Source organism: Paraburkholderia sp. RCC_158 (assembly GCF_041355255.1).
GTDB lineage: Bacteria > Pseudomonadota > Gammaproteobacteria > Burkholderiales > Burkholderiaceae > Paraburkholderia > Paraburkholderia graminis.
On the sequence record NZ_JBFUPM010000001.1, the window covers coordinates 82424 to 99167 of the forward strand.

Genomic DNA, 16744 nt, shown 5'->3' on the forward strand with positions numbered 1-16744 from the left:
ACGCAATGACATCTTCCGAAGATCCCACACGCTTGCGCCCAATTGTGATTGCACCGATGCGGCTCTTACCCCTCTGCCTGCTCGCGCTCGCACCGTATGCGCACGCCGGCTGGACGATCGTGCAAACCGGCGCACCGGTGACGACGATCCACGAAAGCACTGTGTATCGGGCCGGCTCAGGCCAACGGCTCGCGCCAGACGATATCGTCGAAACGCCGCCCGATTCCAATGGCATCGTTCAGATGCAGGACGAAACGGGCAATGTGCTTGCGATGGGAAGTGACACTCGGGTGTTGCTCGCGCGCGATGGCCATGTCGCGCTGCTACGCGGCTGGCTGAAGGTGCAGCATGTTTGCGCCGCGGTCAATTGCGCGGTGCCTGTCGTTGAGACTGAGCGTATGCGTGTCACGCCGGCCGACCCCAGCGCGCTCGTGATTGCCGCGTCCACGCCGGCTTATGCCGGCGACGACGCGCACGCTGTGTTCTGCGAAAGCGGGTCCGCACAACTGGTCACGCTCGGCAAGCCGCATGACAAGCCGGCGCAGACGGCGATATCAACTCATCAGTTCGCGCGGCTTTCGAAAGCCAACGCAGGCGTTATCGTTTCGGCACGCCTTGACCCCGCATTCGTCGCCGCGATGCCACTCGCGTTCCGCGACGCGCTGCGCCCGCTGCCGCTGCGACCCGAGCCGGCCGCGTCTCGCCCGGCGAGCCCATCGGCAGCCGGCTCGCGCCCCGTGACCTACGCTGACGTGTCCGACTGGCTCGGCAGCGCGCTTGCGGTGCGAACAGACCCGGCCACGCGCTTTACTCAACGCTTTGGCGCACGCCTGTCAGATCCGGCGTTCCGCCGCGACATCCGCCAACACCTGCACGAGCTGCCGGACTGGCGGCCGCTCCTGCAGCCACGTCCGCGACCTGCGTGGAGGGCCGGCACAGCCGCTCCCGTTTCTGCCTACTCGTCCTACTCATCCGTATGGGCTCGACCATGAAGCTGTCACTCGCCATCAAGTTCAATCTCGTGTTCATCGCAATCTTCGCGATTGGACTGAGCGCGGCGGGCATCGTCGCAAATCATGTGCTGCAGCAGCAGTCGCTCGACGAAACCCGGCACGACGCCAATGTGCTGATGAGCGCCGCCGAGGCGATGCAGAATTACACGGCTCAGCACATCACGCCGTTACTCTCGACACAGATTCAGTATTCGTTCGTGCCCGAGTCCGTGCCCGCGTTCTCCGCGATTGAAATGCTAAATACGTTGCAGGGCGCGTTCCCGAACTTCTCGTATCGTTCGACGATGCTCAATCCGACCAACCTACGCGATCGCCCGACCGATTGGGAAACCGAAGTGATTGCGCATCTGCACGACAAGCCCGCGTTGAAAGAGGTGACTGGCGAGCGGCGCACTCCCGGCGGCGAACATCTGCTGTTTCTGGCGCGCCCCAGCCGGATCACGGACGCCGCCTGCATGCAGTGTCACAGCACGCCGTCGGCGGCGCCGCGCACCATGCTCGACAAGTACGGGCCGGCGAACGGTTTTGGCTGGACCATGAACGACGTGATCGGCGCAGAGTTCGTGTCGGTGCCGATGTCGGAATCGATCGCGCGCGGCCGGGCGCTGTGGCGCAGCTTCATGACCGCCCTGAGCGTCGTGTTCGCGGTCGTGCTGGTAGTCCTGAACGTGATGGTGCATGTGCTCGTCACGCGGCGCCTGCAGGCTCTCTCGCGTGCCGCCGACGAAGTCAGCCTCGGCAAACTCGGCGAAGTGGACTTACCCACACGCGGTAGCGACGAGATCGCTTCGCTCGCGGTGTCGTTCGGAAGAATGCGCACCAGTCTCGTGACGGCCTTCGAGATACTCGACGAGACCGGTGCGGCCGCAACCGTGCCGCACGGCTTGCAACCATGACCGCGACGAGCGGAGCGCCGCGGCAGATCGGCCGTTATCTGGTCGATGGCGTGCTTGGCCGCGGCGCGATGGGCACCGTTTATCTCGCCACCGACCCGCATATCCAGCGGCAAGTCGCACTCAAGACGATCAACCCCGAGTTGCTGCGCGACTCGCAGCAAGGGAGCAGCGCGGCCGATGCGGAACTGCCCGCGCGCTTTATCAACGAGGCGCGCGCGGCCGGGCGGCTCGTGCACCCGCATATCGTCGGTGTGTTCGACTATGGCGAGGCCGACGGCGTCCCGTTTATCGCACTCGAATATGTGCGAGGAGAAACGCTCGCCGCGCGGCTCGCGAAAGAGGCCCTGCATGGCACGAGATTGCCGCTCGTGCGCACGCTCGCTTGGTTCGCGCAGTTGCTGGACGCGCTGGCGTATGCGCACGAGGCTGGCGTGATCCATCGCGACATCAAGCCCGCCAATCTGCTGATCGCGCCGCGTGGCGAATGCAAGATCGCCGACTTCGGCATCGCGCAACTCGACACGGGCCGTCTGACGCAGATGGGCATGATGATCGGCACGCCTGCGTATATGTCGCCCGAGCAGTACACGGGCGCACCGATCGACGCACGCAGCGATCTGTTTTCCGCGGGCGTCGTGCTGCACGAGATGCTGACCGGCAAGTGCCCGTTCGCCGGCTCATCGGCGGCTGTCATGCAACAGGTGTTGAACGGCATGCCGCCCGCGCCGTCGAGCGAAACGCCTGGCCTTCCCGCCTCGCTCGATGCGATGGTGCGTAAGGCGCTTGCAAAAGAGCCCGAGGCACGCTACCTGTCCGCGCAAAGCTGGCGCGCGGAGTTGCTGAGCCTGCTGGATACGCTCGCGGCAGAACGCGATCCGGACGAGACGGTGGTCGCGGCGCCGGTGAATCGCGCGGCGCTTGCACCACCGCTTTCACCAGGGGCCGCCACCGCTACGGCTCACGCCGTATCCGCCGATTCTGTCGTCTGGCCTCCGGAATTGCTGGCGCAGCTCGAAGAGCGGCTCGCGCACCACGTTGGACCGGTTGCGTCGCTGCTCGTGCGGCGGGCGGTGGCACACGCAACGAACCCGCGCATGCTGGCGGCACAACTCGCGCGTCATCTTCCCGACGAAGCGACACGTCATCAATTCGACACGCTGTTGCAACGGCATACTGCCGGGCAGGGAGGCGCGTCTTCGCGGCCGGTGAGCGAGAGTATTCAACCTGCGGCACGCGGCACTTCCACCCAGGCACGCGTGCCCGATGCCGCGCATATCGAAGCAGCCGCACGGCAGCTTGCAACGCATATTGGGCCCGTCGCCCGCATCGTCGCGCAGCGGGCTGCGCTGGGCGCCGACACCGCGACCTTTCACAACCGGCTCGCCGATGCACTTCCCGCCACCGTCGACAGATCCGCGTTTCTTCGTGCGCTGAGCGAGCGGCTTGCTAACGCTTGCGGGCCGTGAACGGGCGGCGTGGGCATTGGCGTTGGCGTTCGAAATCACGTTCGCGCGCAAACGGCTAGAGCACGCGTGTTCAGTCCTTGTCATCCTGCATCGCTTGCCGCGATGGAATAGATCACCCGCTACGCGTGTTTATGTGATGTCGACTAGCCAGCGAATCCGCATCGTTCCATGGAAACAGACCAGACATCGCAGCCGGCAGCATGCGGCACGCAGGAATCGAAACGCAGTGCGGCGCGGCCGCGACCCGCGGTGCGAACGAAGGTCGCGTGCCTGCGTGAACAGATCGCGCGTACGCCTGCGCCGGCGGACGGCGGCCGCATGACATCCGGCGATGGACCGATTCGATGACCGCGGCAGATCTGTCCGCGCTGCTTCCGTCGATGCTTCCACGCCTGTGGACATTCGCGCTGCGCATTTCGGGCGACCGGCACGACGCCGAAGACCTCGTGCAGCGCGCCTGCGTGCGGGCGCTCGAACGCGCGCATCAGCTTCAGCCGGACACCGCGCCGCTTAGCTGGATGTTTTCGATCGTGCAGTCCACATGGATAAACGAGTTGCGTGCGCGCAGCGTGCGCAGTCGCTCGGGCATGGATTGGGATGACGAATTTCTCGAAACAGTCGCCGACCCCGCCGCGCGCACGCCTGAACAACACGCGATGGACGGACAGATTGTCGAAGCCGTGCAGCGGCTGCCCGACGCGCAACGCGTGGTGATGCTGCTGGTAGCGGTCGAGGGCCTCAGCTATCAGGAAGCGGCTCAAACCCTGGGCGTCCCTATCGGGACCGTCATGAGCCGCCTCTCGCGGGCCCGGCAAACCATCGGGGCCCTGTTCAGCGAAAAACAAAAAAGCGTGGCTCGCGCGAGTAATGAGTAATAGCAGAGACCAGGGGGCTTGACTATGGACGACATCCTGCTCATGGCGTACGTCGACGGCAATTTGCAGCCGCGCGAGCGCAAGGAAGTCGAACGCACAATCGTCGTCTCGGCCGATGTCGCCGAACGCGTCGCATTGCTCAGGGCGTCGGCGTTGCCGTATCGGCGGGCCTTTCAGCATCAGCAACTGCCACCGGTTCCGGAAAGCCTCACGCGCAACGTTGCGCAGTTGATAGAAGCGCAAACGCCGGCTCCTGGCATGAGAGCCGTGGGCAGGAACGATCGTGCCGCGGCGTGGGCTTCGCGCGCGAGCGGCCGCAGCCCGTGGTCCTTGCGTATGCGCGGGCCGTCCGGGGCTTCAGGCTCCGACACAGGTATTCAGTGGGCCCGGCCGGTGCGCGCACGCATTCGCGCCGCGGTTCCGTTGGCCGCGCTCGCATTCGTGACCGGTGCGTTCTGTGGCGCCGTCGTGCTGCGCCTCGCGGGAAGCAGCGCGCCCGGCGGTGTGGGGCAAACGCTTTCACAGCAGGCTATGCCGGCAGGCGTATCGCCGTGGATCATCGCAGCGGTCAATTATCAACGGCTCTATACGCGGGAAACCGTTGCGTCCGACTTGCCGATTACCGGCCTTGCGCACATCGTCGAAGACATTCGCCGCGACGACGGACTGTCGATCCACGTGCCGGACCTGCGTTCGCTCGGACTGACGTTCAAGCGCGTGCAACGGCTGCGCTTTAACGACAAGCCGTTGGTGCAGATCGTCTACCTGCCGGAGAAAGGCTTGCCGGTTTCGCTATGCGTGATGAGAGATGACAAGCCGGATGCGGCGCTCGCGCAGCAGGACGTCAACACGATGCAGGTGGTGACCTGGAGACAGGCGAAGCAGAGCTACGCGTTGATCGCCACCTCCGGCGACACCGACCTCGCGGCAATCGGCCGGCACATTGCACAAAGCAGGGCCGGCGAGATTCTCGGTCAGGCGCTGGCAGCGTATCAGGCACCGGTAAGCTAACCGACGCATACGCTCGCACAGCCGGCAACCGCCGCCTGTGCGCTTCATGCAAGCCCTGCGATGCCGGCTCAGACGCGCGGCGTAAGCGGCGTAAGCGACGTAAGCGGAGTGACCGGCATAACCGGAGAGAGCGGTGTGCCGCGTGCTTCGATCGCTTCACCCGCGAGCAGACACAAGTCCTCGCGGTAATGCGCGGCCACGATCTGCACACCCACCGGCACGCCGTTCACCAGTTGCGTCGTGACGGCAAGACCCGGCAAACCCATCGCAGGCAGCGCACGCATTGTGAGTTGCGCTTCCCATACGCGGTCGAAGCCCGCCGCGCCTTGCTGATCGAGATCGTCCGGGAACGGAAGCTCCGCCGACACCGGCATCAGCACGACCGCATACTGATCGAGAAACAGCCGCCATTCACGTAGCAAGCTCGTGCGGCGCACCAGCGACCGGCTGATTACGTCGGCCGGCAGGTCTTTCACTTTCAGGCGCGCCGCGTTCACCACCGCTTGCGCGCCGGGGTCGCCGTCGCGCGCCACCGAGTCGGCCAGCGCCTCGAAACCGTCGCCGAGCCACAGACGTTCCTGCAATTGCGCGGCTTCGCGCATCGACGGTGTGTCGTCGATCTCGTCGACGCGCCAGCCTGCGTCGCGAAGGCGTTGGGCCGCATCCAGCAACGCGTGCTCGACTTCCTTGACGATCTGCAGGCCGCCCGGACGCAGGCAAAGCGCGGCACGCAACGGCACCGCGCGTCCTTCGAGCGGCATCGGCAGATACCAGGGATCGCGCAAGTCGGGCGCGGCCAGTGCAACGAGGCCGAGGCGAAGATCCGCCACCGTGCGCGCCATCGGACCCGTGGCCGACATCAATTGCGCACCGATCGGGCGTTCGGGCGACGACGCGTTGAACGCGGGCACGCGTCCGAACGTCGGCCTGAGTCCGTGGATGCCGCATGCGTAGGCCGGATAGCGTATCGAGCCGCCGATATCCGTGCCGACCGCAATCTGCCCGATACCCGCGGTGACTGCCGCTGCTCCGCCGCCCGACGACCCGCCCGGCGTGAGCGATGGGTCGCGCGGATTGAGCGTGCGTCCATGAATCTGGTTGGAGGTGAACCAGCGCAGAGCGAAAGTCGGCGAATTGCTGCGGCCGAGCAGCACGGCGCCGGCCTTTTGCAGATTATCGACAGCGGGACTATTCACCTCGGCCACCAGGTTTTCCTGCAAACGCGTGCCGTTGGTGGTGGCGAAACCCGCGTGGTCGGTATTGATCTTGGTCGTGACAGGCACGCCCGCCAGCGGCCCCGGATCTTCACCGCGAGCAATCGCGCGGTCGACGCTGTCTGCCTGCTCCAGCACCCAGTCGGGCCGGTGCGCCACGACCGCGTTGATGAGCGGATTGACCGCATCGAGACGTAGAAGCGCGGACTGCGCCGCTTCGCGAGCGGACACTTCACGCGTTCTCACCCGCTTTGCCAGTTCAGTTGCGGACAATTGCCATAGTTCACTCATGTAGCCTCCAGTGTCGATGCCAACCGTATGCAGGCATGCATCCAGTCGCACGTGTAGCGGTTCAAAACGGCCAGCCGGCAGCGCCTTCTATTGGCAGATCGGTGCGCTGTCCGATCGCCTCCGCGAGGATCACCTGATCGCGATTGCCGGGCACCCGCATCTGCCGGATACGCGGGCGGAATATCCGGTCGCCGCGTCTGACTGCGCGGCCTGTCAGCGCGCATACGGAACCGACCCGCGCGAGTCCGCTGCACCATATCTGCTCGGCGTAGCGCCCGGTGCACGAGTCGCTCCACGATACGCTGATGGTCGCCGGCGACAACCATTCCACTACCGCAATCCGGGCCGGCCGGCTCGCGCGATGGTGGGATGCGTCGGCCATCGGCGAACGCGTGCCTATTCGGCACCGCTTGAGCGGCACGGGCTTCTTCCGCGCGCAGGCGTCCAGTTGTTCCGCGGAAGGATCGAGGACATTCAGCAATGTGCGAACCACGATGTCGTCGTCGGATAGCACTCTCATCGACTGATCTCCGGAAGCCGGTATGTTCGTAGTGGGAAGAGCAAAAGCTCGTGCTTAACGCCGCCTTGCTCGCGCAGCGTCGGTTTGCTGCTCATCGACGTGACGCCGCGCACCTGCATCGCCGCAGCGACTGCGACGCCTTTCGTTGCGCCGCTGCGCCGTTGCGCCGTTGCGAATCAGGGGTGTTTCAATTTGAACTGCGCAATGTATCGGCGGTGTTTCGGCGACGTATCGAAATGTATCCGGCCCATCGAACGCTTGCGGCCATCGTCAGCGACGGTCGCTTCATGCGGCATACCAATGAGCTACAGCAGAAGTCGCGGCGCACCACGAGCAAGCCGAGCTCCGTCACGCATTGGACAACGGCGCAATCGCGTGCCTGTCCCGCATGACCGCGAGGACAAGCGCGCCGACACCGCAGGCCGCCATCAATGCGATCAACGCGGGCGTGCCTATATGAACGAGCACCCAGCTTGCCACCGCCGGGAAACCGAACGTGCCGATGAAGTACGCCACGACGAACCATGTGAGCGCGGGCTGCCGGTGCGTCGCCGCGCAGTCGTTCACGGCCTGCGCCTGGATGGTCGGATAGACGAGCCCGTAGCCGATGCCCAGCAGTACTGCGCTTATCGAATGAAAAGCCGGCTGGTACGGCACGACGAACATGGCCGCGGTGCCGAGCACCATGATCGCCAGCAGAAGCCTGGTCGCGACTCCGTGATATAGCCTGACTACGACGCGCGTGAGCAGCCATCGCGCAACGACGACCGTCACCGCATAGAGGCTGAAGAACGTGCCGGCTTGCGCATGCGTGCCGCGAATGATGGACATCTGAAACGTCATCGACCCCGAAAAGACGCACGCGCACAGCGAAATCATCACGATCGGATACGCGGCGCGCGTTCGCCAGACAGCACCCGACTCGCGCAGCCAGTCCTGCTGCACCGGCGCTTCGTCCCGGTGCGGCGATACCCGCCCGAACGCTTCGAGCATCAGCGCGGCGACCGCGCATAAGCCGCCGACCACGTAGAACACGCTGGTGAGCGGCCAGTGCCACGAACGGATCGCCATTGCGGCCACGGCGGGACAGCCGCCAATGCCCGCCATCTGGATCGTACCGAAGCGCATGAACCAGAATCCGCGATCGGCGTCGCTCGTGCGTTCCGTCAACGACATGGGCGCGGCGAGACAGAACGCTCCCCAGCCGAAGCCCACGAGAAAGCCGGGGAGAATGCCAGGTGCGCTCATCCGGTCGACCGCAGCAAAGCCGATCACGCCGAGGCCAATGCACAGGGCCGCTAGCGCGGTGGTGCGCGCGCTGCCGATACGCCGGGCGAACCGGCCCACCACGAGCACGCCTACCAGTGTGCCAACCGTGGCTTCCGCCAGCGCGAGTCCGGTATCCAGATCGTTGCCCCCGAGAGACCGGAAATGCATCGACAGGAAAAACGTCGCCCCGTACCCGCTCGCCGTGAGCAAGGTGCCGATGAGCACGAAGAAGGCGCTGAATGGGCGCATGGCGAAATCAGTATCGGAGATGAACGACGACGTGAAGCGGTCCGGCGGATCGCGGCCGTATCAATCCGCGCCGCCGGCTTGCGTGGCTTGCGCGACGTGTGCAGTGTCAGCAGGCGGGTATGCAACGGATTCGCTGACCGCGCGCCATTCGGCGTCCTCCTGGGCGCGAAACCTCGCGGCATCGGCGGCTACCGCTACCGCGTCGCTGCCGACCAGCAGGCGCAACGGCGGCGCCGGCACTTCGGCGATATTGAGCAGCACCTGGGCAATGCGCGCCGGGTCGCCCGGCTGATTGCCGTCACTGCGGCGCAGGCGCTCCGCCACCGGACCGATGACCGGCTGGTAGGCTTCGCTGATCTCGGGAATCGTCATCGACGAACCGGCCCAGTTCGTTCGCATCGACCCTGGCTCGATCACCGTGACCTTGATGCCGAAGTCGCGGACCTCTTTGGCGAGCACTTCCGAGAAGCCGCCTACCGCCCACTTCGCCGCCTGATAGGCCGCGAGCCCCGGTCCTCCGACGCGTCCGCCGACAGACGAAATCTGCATGATGTGACCGGCGCGCTGCTTGCGCATCACCGGCAACGCTGCGCGGCTGAGATTGCAAACACCGAAGAAGTTGACGTCCATCTGTTCGCGCAGCGCCTGATCGGTCGCGTCTTCGATTGAAGCCAGGTCGGCGTAGCCCGCGTTGTTCACAAGCACGTCCAGACGGCCGAACTGCTCGACGGCGAGACTGACCGCGTCCCGCGCCGCGACCGGGTCGGTCACGTCCAGCGCGATCACGCGAACGCGATCCCCGTACCTGTCGGCCAGAGCCCGCAGCCGTGCCGTGTCCCGCGCCGTAGCGGTGAGCCGATGACCGCTCGCGAGCACGGCTTCGGCAAGCTCGCGCCCCAGCCCCACGGAACAGCCGGTGATAAACCACACTTTGTCGCCAGTCATTTGCGAGCTTCCTTATCGTTTGCAATTGATCTATCGACGGGACTCTGACGACACGTGTTCAATGTCCTTCAGGCGAGCTGACAACGCTCGCGCCCGGCGCCATGCAGCGATTAGAAGCGCGCTATGTATCCCACGTGTGTCGGCGAGGTATCGGAATGTATCGCGGCCCGGGCGAGGCGTGAAGCGGTGCGGGTTCGACAGGCTTTGTCGGCGGGATCGCAGTAGTCGATTGCGAGCAGATGCTAAGCTATCCGGCCGTTACCACCCACGGCGCAGTCTCTTGGAGGGCATAAGACTGTGCGGCCACGTCGAACAAGTCGGTTCGTTCCGACAGCGCCGTGCCCCCGGCAAACAACTACGGAATCATCATGCTCGATAAGCTGCTAAGCGACATTCGCAGTTGCACGCTTTGCGCATCGAAGCTGCCCCATGCACCGCGGCCGGTACTGGCCGCGTCGGCACAGGCGCGCATTCTCATCGTGGGTCAGGCGCCCGGTGCACGGGTGCACGCGTCGGGGATACCCTGGAGCGATGCGAGCGGCACGCGCCTGCGCGCATGGCTTGGCGTCGACGACGCCACCTTCTACGACGATTCGAAATTTGCCATCGTTCCCGTGGGGTTCTGCTATCCAGGCCGCGGCCGCAGCGGTGATTTGCCGCCACGGCCAGAGTGCGCGCCCCGGTGGCACCAGGAGTTGCTCCAACACCTCGGTGCGGTCAGGCTCACACTGCTGGTCGGACAATACGCGCAACAATTCGGACTCGGTGACGCACGGGGGCCAACCTTGACGGACACGCTCACCCGGTGGCAGGAATACGGGCCGCGCGTCATGCCGCTGCCGCATCCGTCGCCGCGCAACATCGCATGGTTCAAGCGCAATCCCTGGTTCGAAGCCGATGTTTTGCCCGCGTTGCGAGCGCGCGTGTCAATGGCGCTGACGTCGCCCGCTTAGTCCCCTCATACATATCGATGCCACAATTCCTTCGTGGTCGCGACCGCCGCGCTCATCGACAATGATCGAATCGGTCAGCACGTTCGTTGCTGACTTGTCCCGCATTCGACACGACCATGAGAACCGATCCGCCTCGCCAGCTTCATCTGAACGTCAACATCCTCCACTCCGGTTTTGTCCCTTCCGCATGGCGTACGCGCGATGCCGATCCGCGCGCGTTCGTCGATGTCGCTCACTACATTCGCGTCGCGCAGCTCGCCGAAGCCGCGAAGTTCGATGCGGTGTTTCTCGCGGATAACGCGTCGATTGCAGATCAGATCGACTTCCGCCCGATCACCGCACTCGAGCCGACCGTGCTGCTCGCCGCCATTGCCGCGGCCACCACGCATATCGGCATCATCGGCACGGCGTCGACGAGTTATAACGAGCCGTACAATATCGCGCGCCGCTTCGCCACGCTCGATCAGCTCAGCGCGGGCCGCGCCGGCTGGAACATCGTGACGACCGCCGATCTCGGCTCGGCGCGCAACTTTGGGCGCGAGGCCGTGCCCGACCACGCGCAACGTTACGAGCGCGCGGCCGAATTCACCGAGGTCGTGAAGGCGCTGTGGGATAGCTGGGAAGACGACGCCTTTATCGGCGACAAGGCGAGCGGCCGCTTCATCGATACGGCGAAGGTGCACCGCATCGAGCATCGCGGCAAATACTTCAGTGTCGACGGCCCGTTCAATCTGCCGCGCAGCGAACAGGGTCATCCCGTGCTGATCCAGGCCGGCGGCTCGGCCGACGGTCGCGAACTCGCGGCCCGCCATGCCGAAGCCGTGTTCTCCGCATCTCAATCATTCGACGAAGCCGCCGCCTACGCACGCGAACTGAAATCGCGAGCGGCAGCATGGGGCCGCGGCAGCGATGCGATTCGCGTGCTGCCGGGGCTTACGACGATCATCGGCGCAACCGAAGCCGAGGCTTTGCGCCGTCGCGATGAACTGATCGATCTGATTCCGTGGACCTATAGCCTCACGCGACTGGCCGGCATACTGGGCATTGGCGTCGAGCGCCTGAAACTCGACGAACGCCTGCCCGACGATCTCGCATTGCCCGGCGGCGGCAATGGTAATCACACGTTCTTCCACGCCACGCTCGCGCAGGCGCGCACGCATGGCTACACGGCGCGTCAATTGATTCGCGCGCTGGCGGGCGGCGGCGGACATCGTGTCGTCGTCGGCACGCCGGAACAGATCGCCGACGACATCGAGCACTGGTTCAAAGGCGGCGCCGCCGACGGCTTCAATCTGATGCCGGATGTTCTGCCGGGCGGGCTTCAAGACTTCACCGACGGCGTGGTTCCGCTGCTGCAGCAACGCGGCATTTTCCGCACCGATTACGAAGGACGTACGCTGCGCGACCACTTCGCGCTGCCGCGTCCGTTCAGCCGCCATCTGTTGCGGCGTGAAGCGGCCGCAACGGCGTAGTTCGAGCCGACCGCCGGAGCGATGCGATGCGATGCGATGCGATGCCATCGCATCGTCGTCCCGCACTCGCCGTAACGTAGACGCAATCACTCCAGCCACACGCCTTCGAAGCGATGACTGCCGAGCGGCGAAAACACCATCCCCTTCACACGCTTCGACACAGGCAGAGAGACGATGGAATGCGCAATCGGCGTATAAGGCACCTGCTGCTTGAAGATGACCTGCGCCTGCTGATAAAGCGCCGTGCGCTCGTCGACGTTCGCGGCTGCGCGCGCCTTGTCGATCAACGCGTTGAACGCCGGATCGCACCACTTGGACACGTTGCTGCCGTGCACCGCATCGCACCCGAGCAACGTGCCGAGCCAGTTGTCGGGATCGCCGTTGTCGCCTGACCAGCCGTAGAGCATCGCATCGTGTTCGCCGCCCTGCTTCGCGCGGCGGTTATATTCGCCCCACTCGTAGCTCACGATCTTCGCGCGCACGCCGATCTTCGCCCAGTCCTGCTGGATCAGTTGCGCCATCAATTGCGCATTCGGATTGTAGGGACGCTGCACCGGCATCGCCCATAGCGAAATCTCGAAGCCGTTCGGAAAGCCCGCCTGCGCAAGCAGCGCTTTGGCTTTTGCGGGATCGTAAGGTGCGTCCTTCAACTGCTTGTTGTACGACCATTGCGCGGGCGGCATCGGGTTCGACGCGATGGTTGCATTGCCCGAGAACACCGATTGAATGATCGCGGGTTTGTCGATGGCCATATCGAGTGCGCGGCGCACTTCCACGCGATTGAGCGGCGCATGTTGCGTGTTGTAGGCGACGAAGCCCACATTGAAGCCGACGCCCGAAACTGCGGTAAGCGCGGCGTTTCGCTTCACAACCTCGAGATCGGCGGGACGTGGAAACACGGACACCTGACATTCGCCGCTTGCCAGCTTCTGCATGCGTACCGCCGGATCAGGCGTGATCGCAAAGATCAGATGCGCGAGCTTGACGTCGTCCGGGCGCCAGTAGAAGGGATTGGCGTCGTAACGGATCAGCGCGTCCTTCTGGTACGAGCGGAACACGAACGGCCCGGTTCCGACCGGCAACTGATTGATGTCCGCCTCGCGATGCGCCGCGCTCAGCTTGTCCGCATATTCCGCCGACAGAATCGACGCGAAGCTCATCGCGAGATTGCGCACGAAAATCACGTCCGGCTCCTTGAGCCGAAAGCGCACGGTCAGAGCATCGACCTTCTCTATGCTCTCGATGTTCCTGTCGAAGCCCAAGTCGCTGAAATACGGAAAGCTGCTTGGATATGCTTTGCGGAACGGATCGTCGGCATGCAGCATCCGGTTAAACGTAAACAGCACGTCGTCGGCGTTGAAGTCGCGCGTCGGTCGAAACCATGCGGTCGTATGAAACTTCACGCCGCCGCGCAGATGAAACGTGTACGTGCGCTGATCCGCTGAAATATCCCAGCTCGTCGCCAGCGCGGGTTCGAGATCGAGCGTGCCGCGGCGGAACTGCACGAGTCCGTTGTAGACGGTATTGGTGCTCGCGTCGAAATCGGTGCTGGTCGTATGCTGGCCCGGATCGAAGCCGGCGGGGCTGCCTTCGGAGCAGAACACGAGTGTGCCGGTGGGCGCGGCGTGGACAGAAGCGCCGTTCATCAGCAGCGCGCCGGTTAGCACCATCGACACGCCAAGGCGCGAACCACGAAACAGGGCGTGCCGCAGCGACGCGCCGGGAAAAACGGAACGGAAGGTCATTGGAGTTGGATCAGAATTTTGGCAGGCCCGGCGGGTTGCTTTCGGAGCGGTTCAGCGCTTCGGCCCGAATTCCCCAGCGCGCGAGCGCGCGCGTGTACGTGCCATCGGCGATCACGCCATTGGTGGCGAGTGTCAGGCCGTCGACAAGTCCGCTGCCCTTGCGCGTTGCAATCGCCACGTCCGCTCTCGCGGGCCAGCCCGCATTCACGGTTCCCACCTGGCGAATCGCGCCGCTTCGCGCGGCGTCGTAGGCAAGCGGCGCATTGGGATTGAACTCCAAATCCGCCCGGCCGGAGAGCAACGCAACGCGGCTTGCCGCGTCGTCGTCGAAATACTGGAGCTCGACGGGTTTCAGTCCTTTCGCGATGTTCTGCCGGTTCCATTCGAGGATGATCTTTTCCTGAATCGTCCCCGAGCCGGTAATCACACGCAGGCCCGCAATGTCTTTCGGCTCCGCGATGTGACGTATCGGGCTGGCGGTTCGCACATAGAAGCCGTGCAAGCCCTGACGGTAACTGGTGAAGTCGAACTTCTCCTTGCGCTGCTCCGTCACGCCGACGTTCGAGATCACGGCGTCGTATTTCCCCGACGTCAAACCCAGGGGCCAGTCGGCCCACGTGATCGGCACGATGTCGAGCTTGAGTCCCAGGGCGTCGGCGATCAGTTGCGCGTAGTCCGCATCCGAACCGACGACGGTCCGCGCATCCGTCGCGTAAGTCGCGGTCGGCGGACCATGCGGCGAGATGGCGACTGTGAAAAGCCCTTCCTTCACGAACCGGTAGCGATTCGCGATTGCCGCAATCGCCTGCTCGTTTTTGCCGGTACGTATGCGTCCGGGCTGTTGCGGACTGAGGTCGATGCCGGTCTGCGCGCCATGTGCGCGGCCGATCGCCGTGAGCGCCGCCGCGATGCCCGTCATGACGAATCTGCGCCTGTTGATCATCGTGTTGCGAAGAAGGAGTGGTCAGAGCACACGCGACAGGAATTCGCGCGTGCGGGAATGTTGTGGATGGTTCAGCACGCTCGCCGGCGGACCGGCTTCGATAATCCGGCCGCGATCCATGAACACGATGGTGTCGGCCACTTCGCGCGCAAAGCCAATCTCGTGCGTGACGATGACCATCGTGGTGCCGGAGCGCGCCAGTTCCTTGATGACGTCGAGCACTTCGTTCACCAGTTCGGGATCGAGAGCGGATGTCGGCTCGTCGAACAACAGAACCTTTGGCCTCAACGCCAACGCGCGGGCAATCGCGACGCGTTGCTGCTGTCCGCCCGATAATTGCCGCGGCCACGCGTGCGCCTTGTCCGCGAGTCCGACACGCGCAAGCAGATCCCGCGCGAGCTGCTCCGCTTCCTTGCGCGGCAAGCGGCCAAGCGCGACAGGAGCCTCGACAATGTTGTCCAGCACGCTCAGATGCGGGAACAGATTGAAGTTCTGAAACACCATGCCGACGTCGCCGCGACGCCGCAGCACGTCGCGCTCCTTTAGCTCGTAGAGCGTCATGCCGTCGCGGCGATAGCCGATCAGTTCGCCGTCGATATCGATAAGACCGTCGTCGACGCGTTCCAGATGATTGATCGTGCGCAGCAACGTCGACTTGCCGGAGCCGGATTGACCGAGGATCACCGTGACGCTGCCGGGACGCATGGTGAGCGAGACGTTGTCGAGCACCTTGAGTGCGCCGAAGCTCTTCGAGACCTTCTGGATGACGATCTCGCCGCCTGTGCGCTGATCGATCCACGGATTCGCAGCGCCGGCGATTTTCGACTCGCTCGGCGCGATGGCGGCGGCAAGCCACGACTCGCCGGCAAATGCAGTTTCGCGCCGGCGCAGCACGAATCCTGCAAGCGCCTTGATCGCCTCTTCGAATGGCGACGACGTTGTGCTGCGCGTCGCGCCGCGCGAGAAATAGCGCTCCACGTACACCTGAATCGCGGAGAGCACCGAGAGAATGATCAGATACCAGACGGTTGCCACCATCAGCAGCGGAATGACCTCGAGATTGCGCCGATAGATGATCTGCACCGTGTAAAACAGCTCGGGCATGGCGAGCACATAAACCATCGCCGATCCCTTCGCGAGCGAGATGAGATCGTTGAACGCGGTCGGCACGATGGCCCGCATGGCCTGCGGCAGCACGATGCGCCGCGCCTGGCGAAGCCGCGGCAGTCCGAGCGCGGCGGCTGCTTCGAGTTGCCCCTGATCGACGGACAGGATGCCTCCGCGAATCACTTCCGCCGAAAAAGCGGCGTGATGCAGCGTCAGGCCGAGAACGGCTGCGCAAAAAGGACTGACGACTTCAGTAGTCGGCCAGTTACCGAATGCAATGCCGGTAAAGGGAATGCCGATGCTGATCGTCTCGTACAGATAGCCGAGGTTGTTGAGGATCAGCAGCAGCACGATGAGCGGGATCGAGCGGAACAACCACACGAACACCCAGGCGCTGCCTGCAAGAAGGGGCGAACGCGATACTCTTGCGAGCGCGATAAGCATGCCGAGCGCAAAGCCGATCGACGCACCGAGCGCCGTCAGCAGCAGTGTTCGCCCGAGTCCCGAGAGCACCGGTTCCGACAGAAACCATTCGGCAAATACGCCCCAGCCCCAGCGCGGATTGCCGAGCACGGAGTCGAGCACAAGCGCGATCAGAATAGCGGCGAGCGCGGCACCGGCAGTGCGCGCGCGATGCTTCGCTGGCACGACGTGATAGCGGTTGCGGTCCCGTTGCGATTCTGCTTGCGCGGAACCTGGCGCCTGGACGGCGACTTTAGCGGCTTCGTTCATCGTTCGTACTGTGTCCGTTGTGGTGTCCGTTGTGGTGTCCGTT

Annotated in this window: 14 protein-coding genes; 7 read left to right on the top strand and 7 right to left on the bottom strand. The window is 64.3% G+C overall.

Features of this window, described 5'->3' with window-relative positions:
- Window positions 1-242 precede the first annotated feature (242 nt).
- From AB6809_RS00350 to AB6809_RS00370, 5 genes are all read left to right on the top strand, one after another.
- On the top strand, window positions 243-992 hold the full coding sequence (locus tag AB6809_RS00350; RefSeq protein WP_371025927.1) for a hypothetical protein: 750 nt from the start codon (window positions 243-245) through the stop codon (window positions 990-992).
- Window positions 989-1909: a DUF3365 domain-containing protein gene (locus AB6809_RS00355; RefSeq protein ID WP_029970264.1), complete on the top strand. Its 921-nt coding sequence runs from the start codon at window positions 989-991 to the stop codon at window positions 1907-1909. The genes AB6809_RS00350 and AB6809_RS00355 overlap by 4 nt, the downstream gene beginning before the upstream one ends.
- Window positions 1906-3375 (top strand): serine/threonine-protein kinase, encoded by a 1470-nt coding sequence (locus tag AB6809_RS00360; RefSeq protein ID WP_307259771.1) that lies wholly within the window; start codon window positions 1906-1908, stop codon window positions 3373-3375. The genes AB6809_RS00355 and AB6809_RS00360 overlap by 4 nt, the downstream gene beginning before the upstream one ends.
- A 344-nt stretch (window positions 3376-3719) precedes the next feature.
- The gene (locus AB6809_RS00365; RefSeq protein WP_006049781.1) at window positions 3720-4250 is read left to right on the top strand and encodes an RNA polymerase sigma factor; all 531 of its coding nucleotides are present in this window, start codon (window positions 3720-3722) and stop codon (window positions 4248-4250) included.
- A gap of 24 nt (window positions 4251-4274) precedes the next feature.
- Complete coding sequence (locus tag AB6809_RS00370; RefSeq protein ID WP_081653048.1) at window positions 4275-5261, top strand: anti-sigma factor; 987 nt, start codon at window positions 4275-4277, stop codon at window positions 5259-5261.
- Window positions 5262-5329: 68 nt separating this feature from the next.
- On the opposite strand, the gene AB6809_RS00375 is transcribed toward AB6809_RS00370, so the two are convergent.
- From AB6809_RS00375 to AB6809_RS00390, 4 genes are all read right to left on the bottom strand, one after another.
- Entirely contained in the window at window positions 5330-6766 is a 1437-nt protein-coding gene (locus tag AB6809_RS00375) for an amidase family protein (protein ID WP_029970260.1), read from the bottom strand.
- Window positions 6767-6827: 61 nt separating this feature from the next.
- Window positions 6828-7286, bottom strand: coding sequence for a DUF3331 domain-containing protein (locus AB6809_RS00380; protein WP_029970259.1), 459 nt, complete (start codon window positions 7284-7286; stop codon window positions 6828-6830).
- Window positions 7287-7634: 348 nt separating this feature from the next.
- Entirely contained in the window at window positions 7635-8804 is a 1170-nt protein-coding gene (locus tag AB6809_RS00385; RefSeq protein ID WP_029970258.1) for an MFS transporter, read from the bottom strand.
- A 60-nt stretch (window positions 8805-8864) separates the two neighbouring features.
- Entirely contained in the window at window positions 8865-9749 is an 885-nt protein-coding gene (locus tag AB6809_RS00390; RefSeq protein WP_029970257.1) for an oxidoreductase, read from the bottom strand.
- 368 nt (window positions 9750-10117) lie between these two features.
- Here AB6809_RS00390 and AB6809_RS00395 point away from each other — a divergent pair, with 368 nt between their 5' ends.
- Together AB6809_RS00395 and AB6809_RS00400 are read left to right on the top strand one after the other, a co-directional pair.
- Window positions 10118-10702 carry a uracil-DNA glycosylase family protein gene (locus AB6809_RS00395; protein WP_029970256.1) on the top strand — a complete coding sequence of 195 codons (585 nt, stop codon included), beginning with the start codon at window positions 10118-10120 and terminating at the stop codon, window positions 10700-10702.
- 116 nt (window positions 10703-10818) lie between these two features.
- Window positions 10819-12174, top strand: a complete 1356-nt coding sequence (locus tag AB6809_RS00400) for an LLM class flavin-dependent oxidoreductase (protein ID WP_029970255.1) — start codon at window positions 10819-10821, stop codon at window positions 12172-12174.
- A gap of 86 nt (window positions 12175-12260) precedes the next feature.
- Here the strand turns inward: AB6809_RS00400 and AB6809_RS00405 are convergent, their stop codons facing one another.
- The 3 genes from AB6809_RS00405 to AB6809_RS00415 form a co-directional block, all read right to left on the bottom strand.
- Window positions 12261-13844 carry an ABC transporter substrate-binding protein gene (locus AB6809_RS00405; protein WP_029970254.1) on the bottom strand — a complete coding sequence of 528 codons (1584 nt, stop codon included), beginning with the start codon at window positions 13842-13844 and terminating at the stop codon, window positions 12261-12263.
- An 85-nt stretch (window positions 13845-13929) separates the two neighbouring features.
- Window positions 13930-14862: a transporter substrate-binding domain-containing protein gene (locus AB6809_RS00410; protein WP_371025928.1), complete on the bottom strand. Its 933-nt coding sequence runs from the start codon at window positions 14860-14862 to the stop codon at window positions 13930-13932.
- Between the two features lie 21 nt (window positions 14863-14883).
- A complete protein-coding gene (locus tag AB6809_RS00415; protein WP_310032332.1) occupies window positions 14884-16701 on the bottom strand; it encodes an amino acid ABC transporter permease/ATP-binding protein in 1818 nt (605 codons plus the stop codon).
- Window positions 16702-16744 lie beyond the last annotated feature (43 nt).

Coding starts and splice junctions, on each gene's coding strand:
- AB6809_RS00375 (WP_029970260.1), bottom strand. CDS start 6,766: ATGAGTGAACTATGGCAATTGTCCGCAACTGAACTGGCAAAGCGGGTG.
- AB6809_RS00400 (WP_029970255.1), top strand. CDS start 10,819: ATGAGAACCGATCCGCCTCGCCAGCTTCATCTGAACGTCAACATCCTC.
- AB6809_RS00385 (WP_029970258.1), bottom strand. CDS start 8,804: ATGCGCCCATTCAGCGCCTTCTTCGTGCTCATCGGCACCTTGCTCACG.
- AB6809_RS00355 (WP_029970264.1), top strand. CDS start 989: ATGAAGCTGTCACTCGCCATCAAGTTCAATCTCGTGTTCATCGCAATC.
- AB6809_RS00395 (WP_029970256.1), top strand. CDS start 10,118: ATGCTCGATAAGCTGCTAAGCGACATTCGCAGTTGCACGCTTTGCGCA.
- AB6809_RS00405 (WP_029970254.1), bottom strand. CDS start 13,844: ATGGTGCTAACCGGCGCGCTGCTGATGAACGGCGCTTCTGTCCACGCC.
- AB6809_RS00390 (WP_029970257.1), bottom strand. CDS start 9,749: ATGACTGGCGACAAAGTGTGGTTTATCACCGGCTGTTCCGTGGGGCTG.
- AB6809_RS00350 (WP_371025927.1), top strand. CDS start 243: ATGCAGGACGAAACGGGCAATGTGCTTGCGATGGGAAGTGACACTCGG.
- AB6809_RS00380 (WP_029970259.1), bottom strand. CDS start 7,286: ATGAGAGTGCTATCCGACGACGACATCGTGGTTCGCACATTGCTGAAT.
- AB6809_RS00365 (WP_006049781.1), top strand. CDS start 3,720: ATGACCGCGGCAGATCTGTCCGCGCTGCTTCCGTCGATGCTTCCACGC.
- AB6809_RS00415 (WP_310032332.1), bottom strand. CDS start 16,701: ATGAACGAAGCCGCTAAAGTCGCCGTCCAGGCGCCAGGTTCCGCGCAA.
- AB6809_RS00410 (WP_371025928.1), bottom strand. CDS start 14,862: ATGATCAACAGGCGCAGATTCGTCATGACGGGCATCGCGGCGGCGCTC.
- AB6809_RS00370 (WP_081653048.1), top strand. CDS start 4,275: ATGGACGACATCCTGCTCATGGCGTACGTCGACGGCAATTTGCAGCCG.
- AB6809_RS00360 (WP_307259771.1), top strand. CDS start 1,906: ATGACCGCGACGAGCGGAGCGCCGCGGCAGATCGGCCGTTATCTGGTC.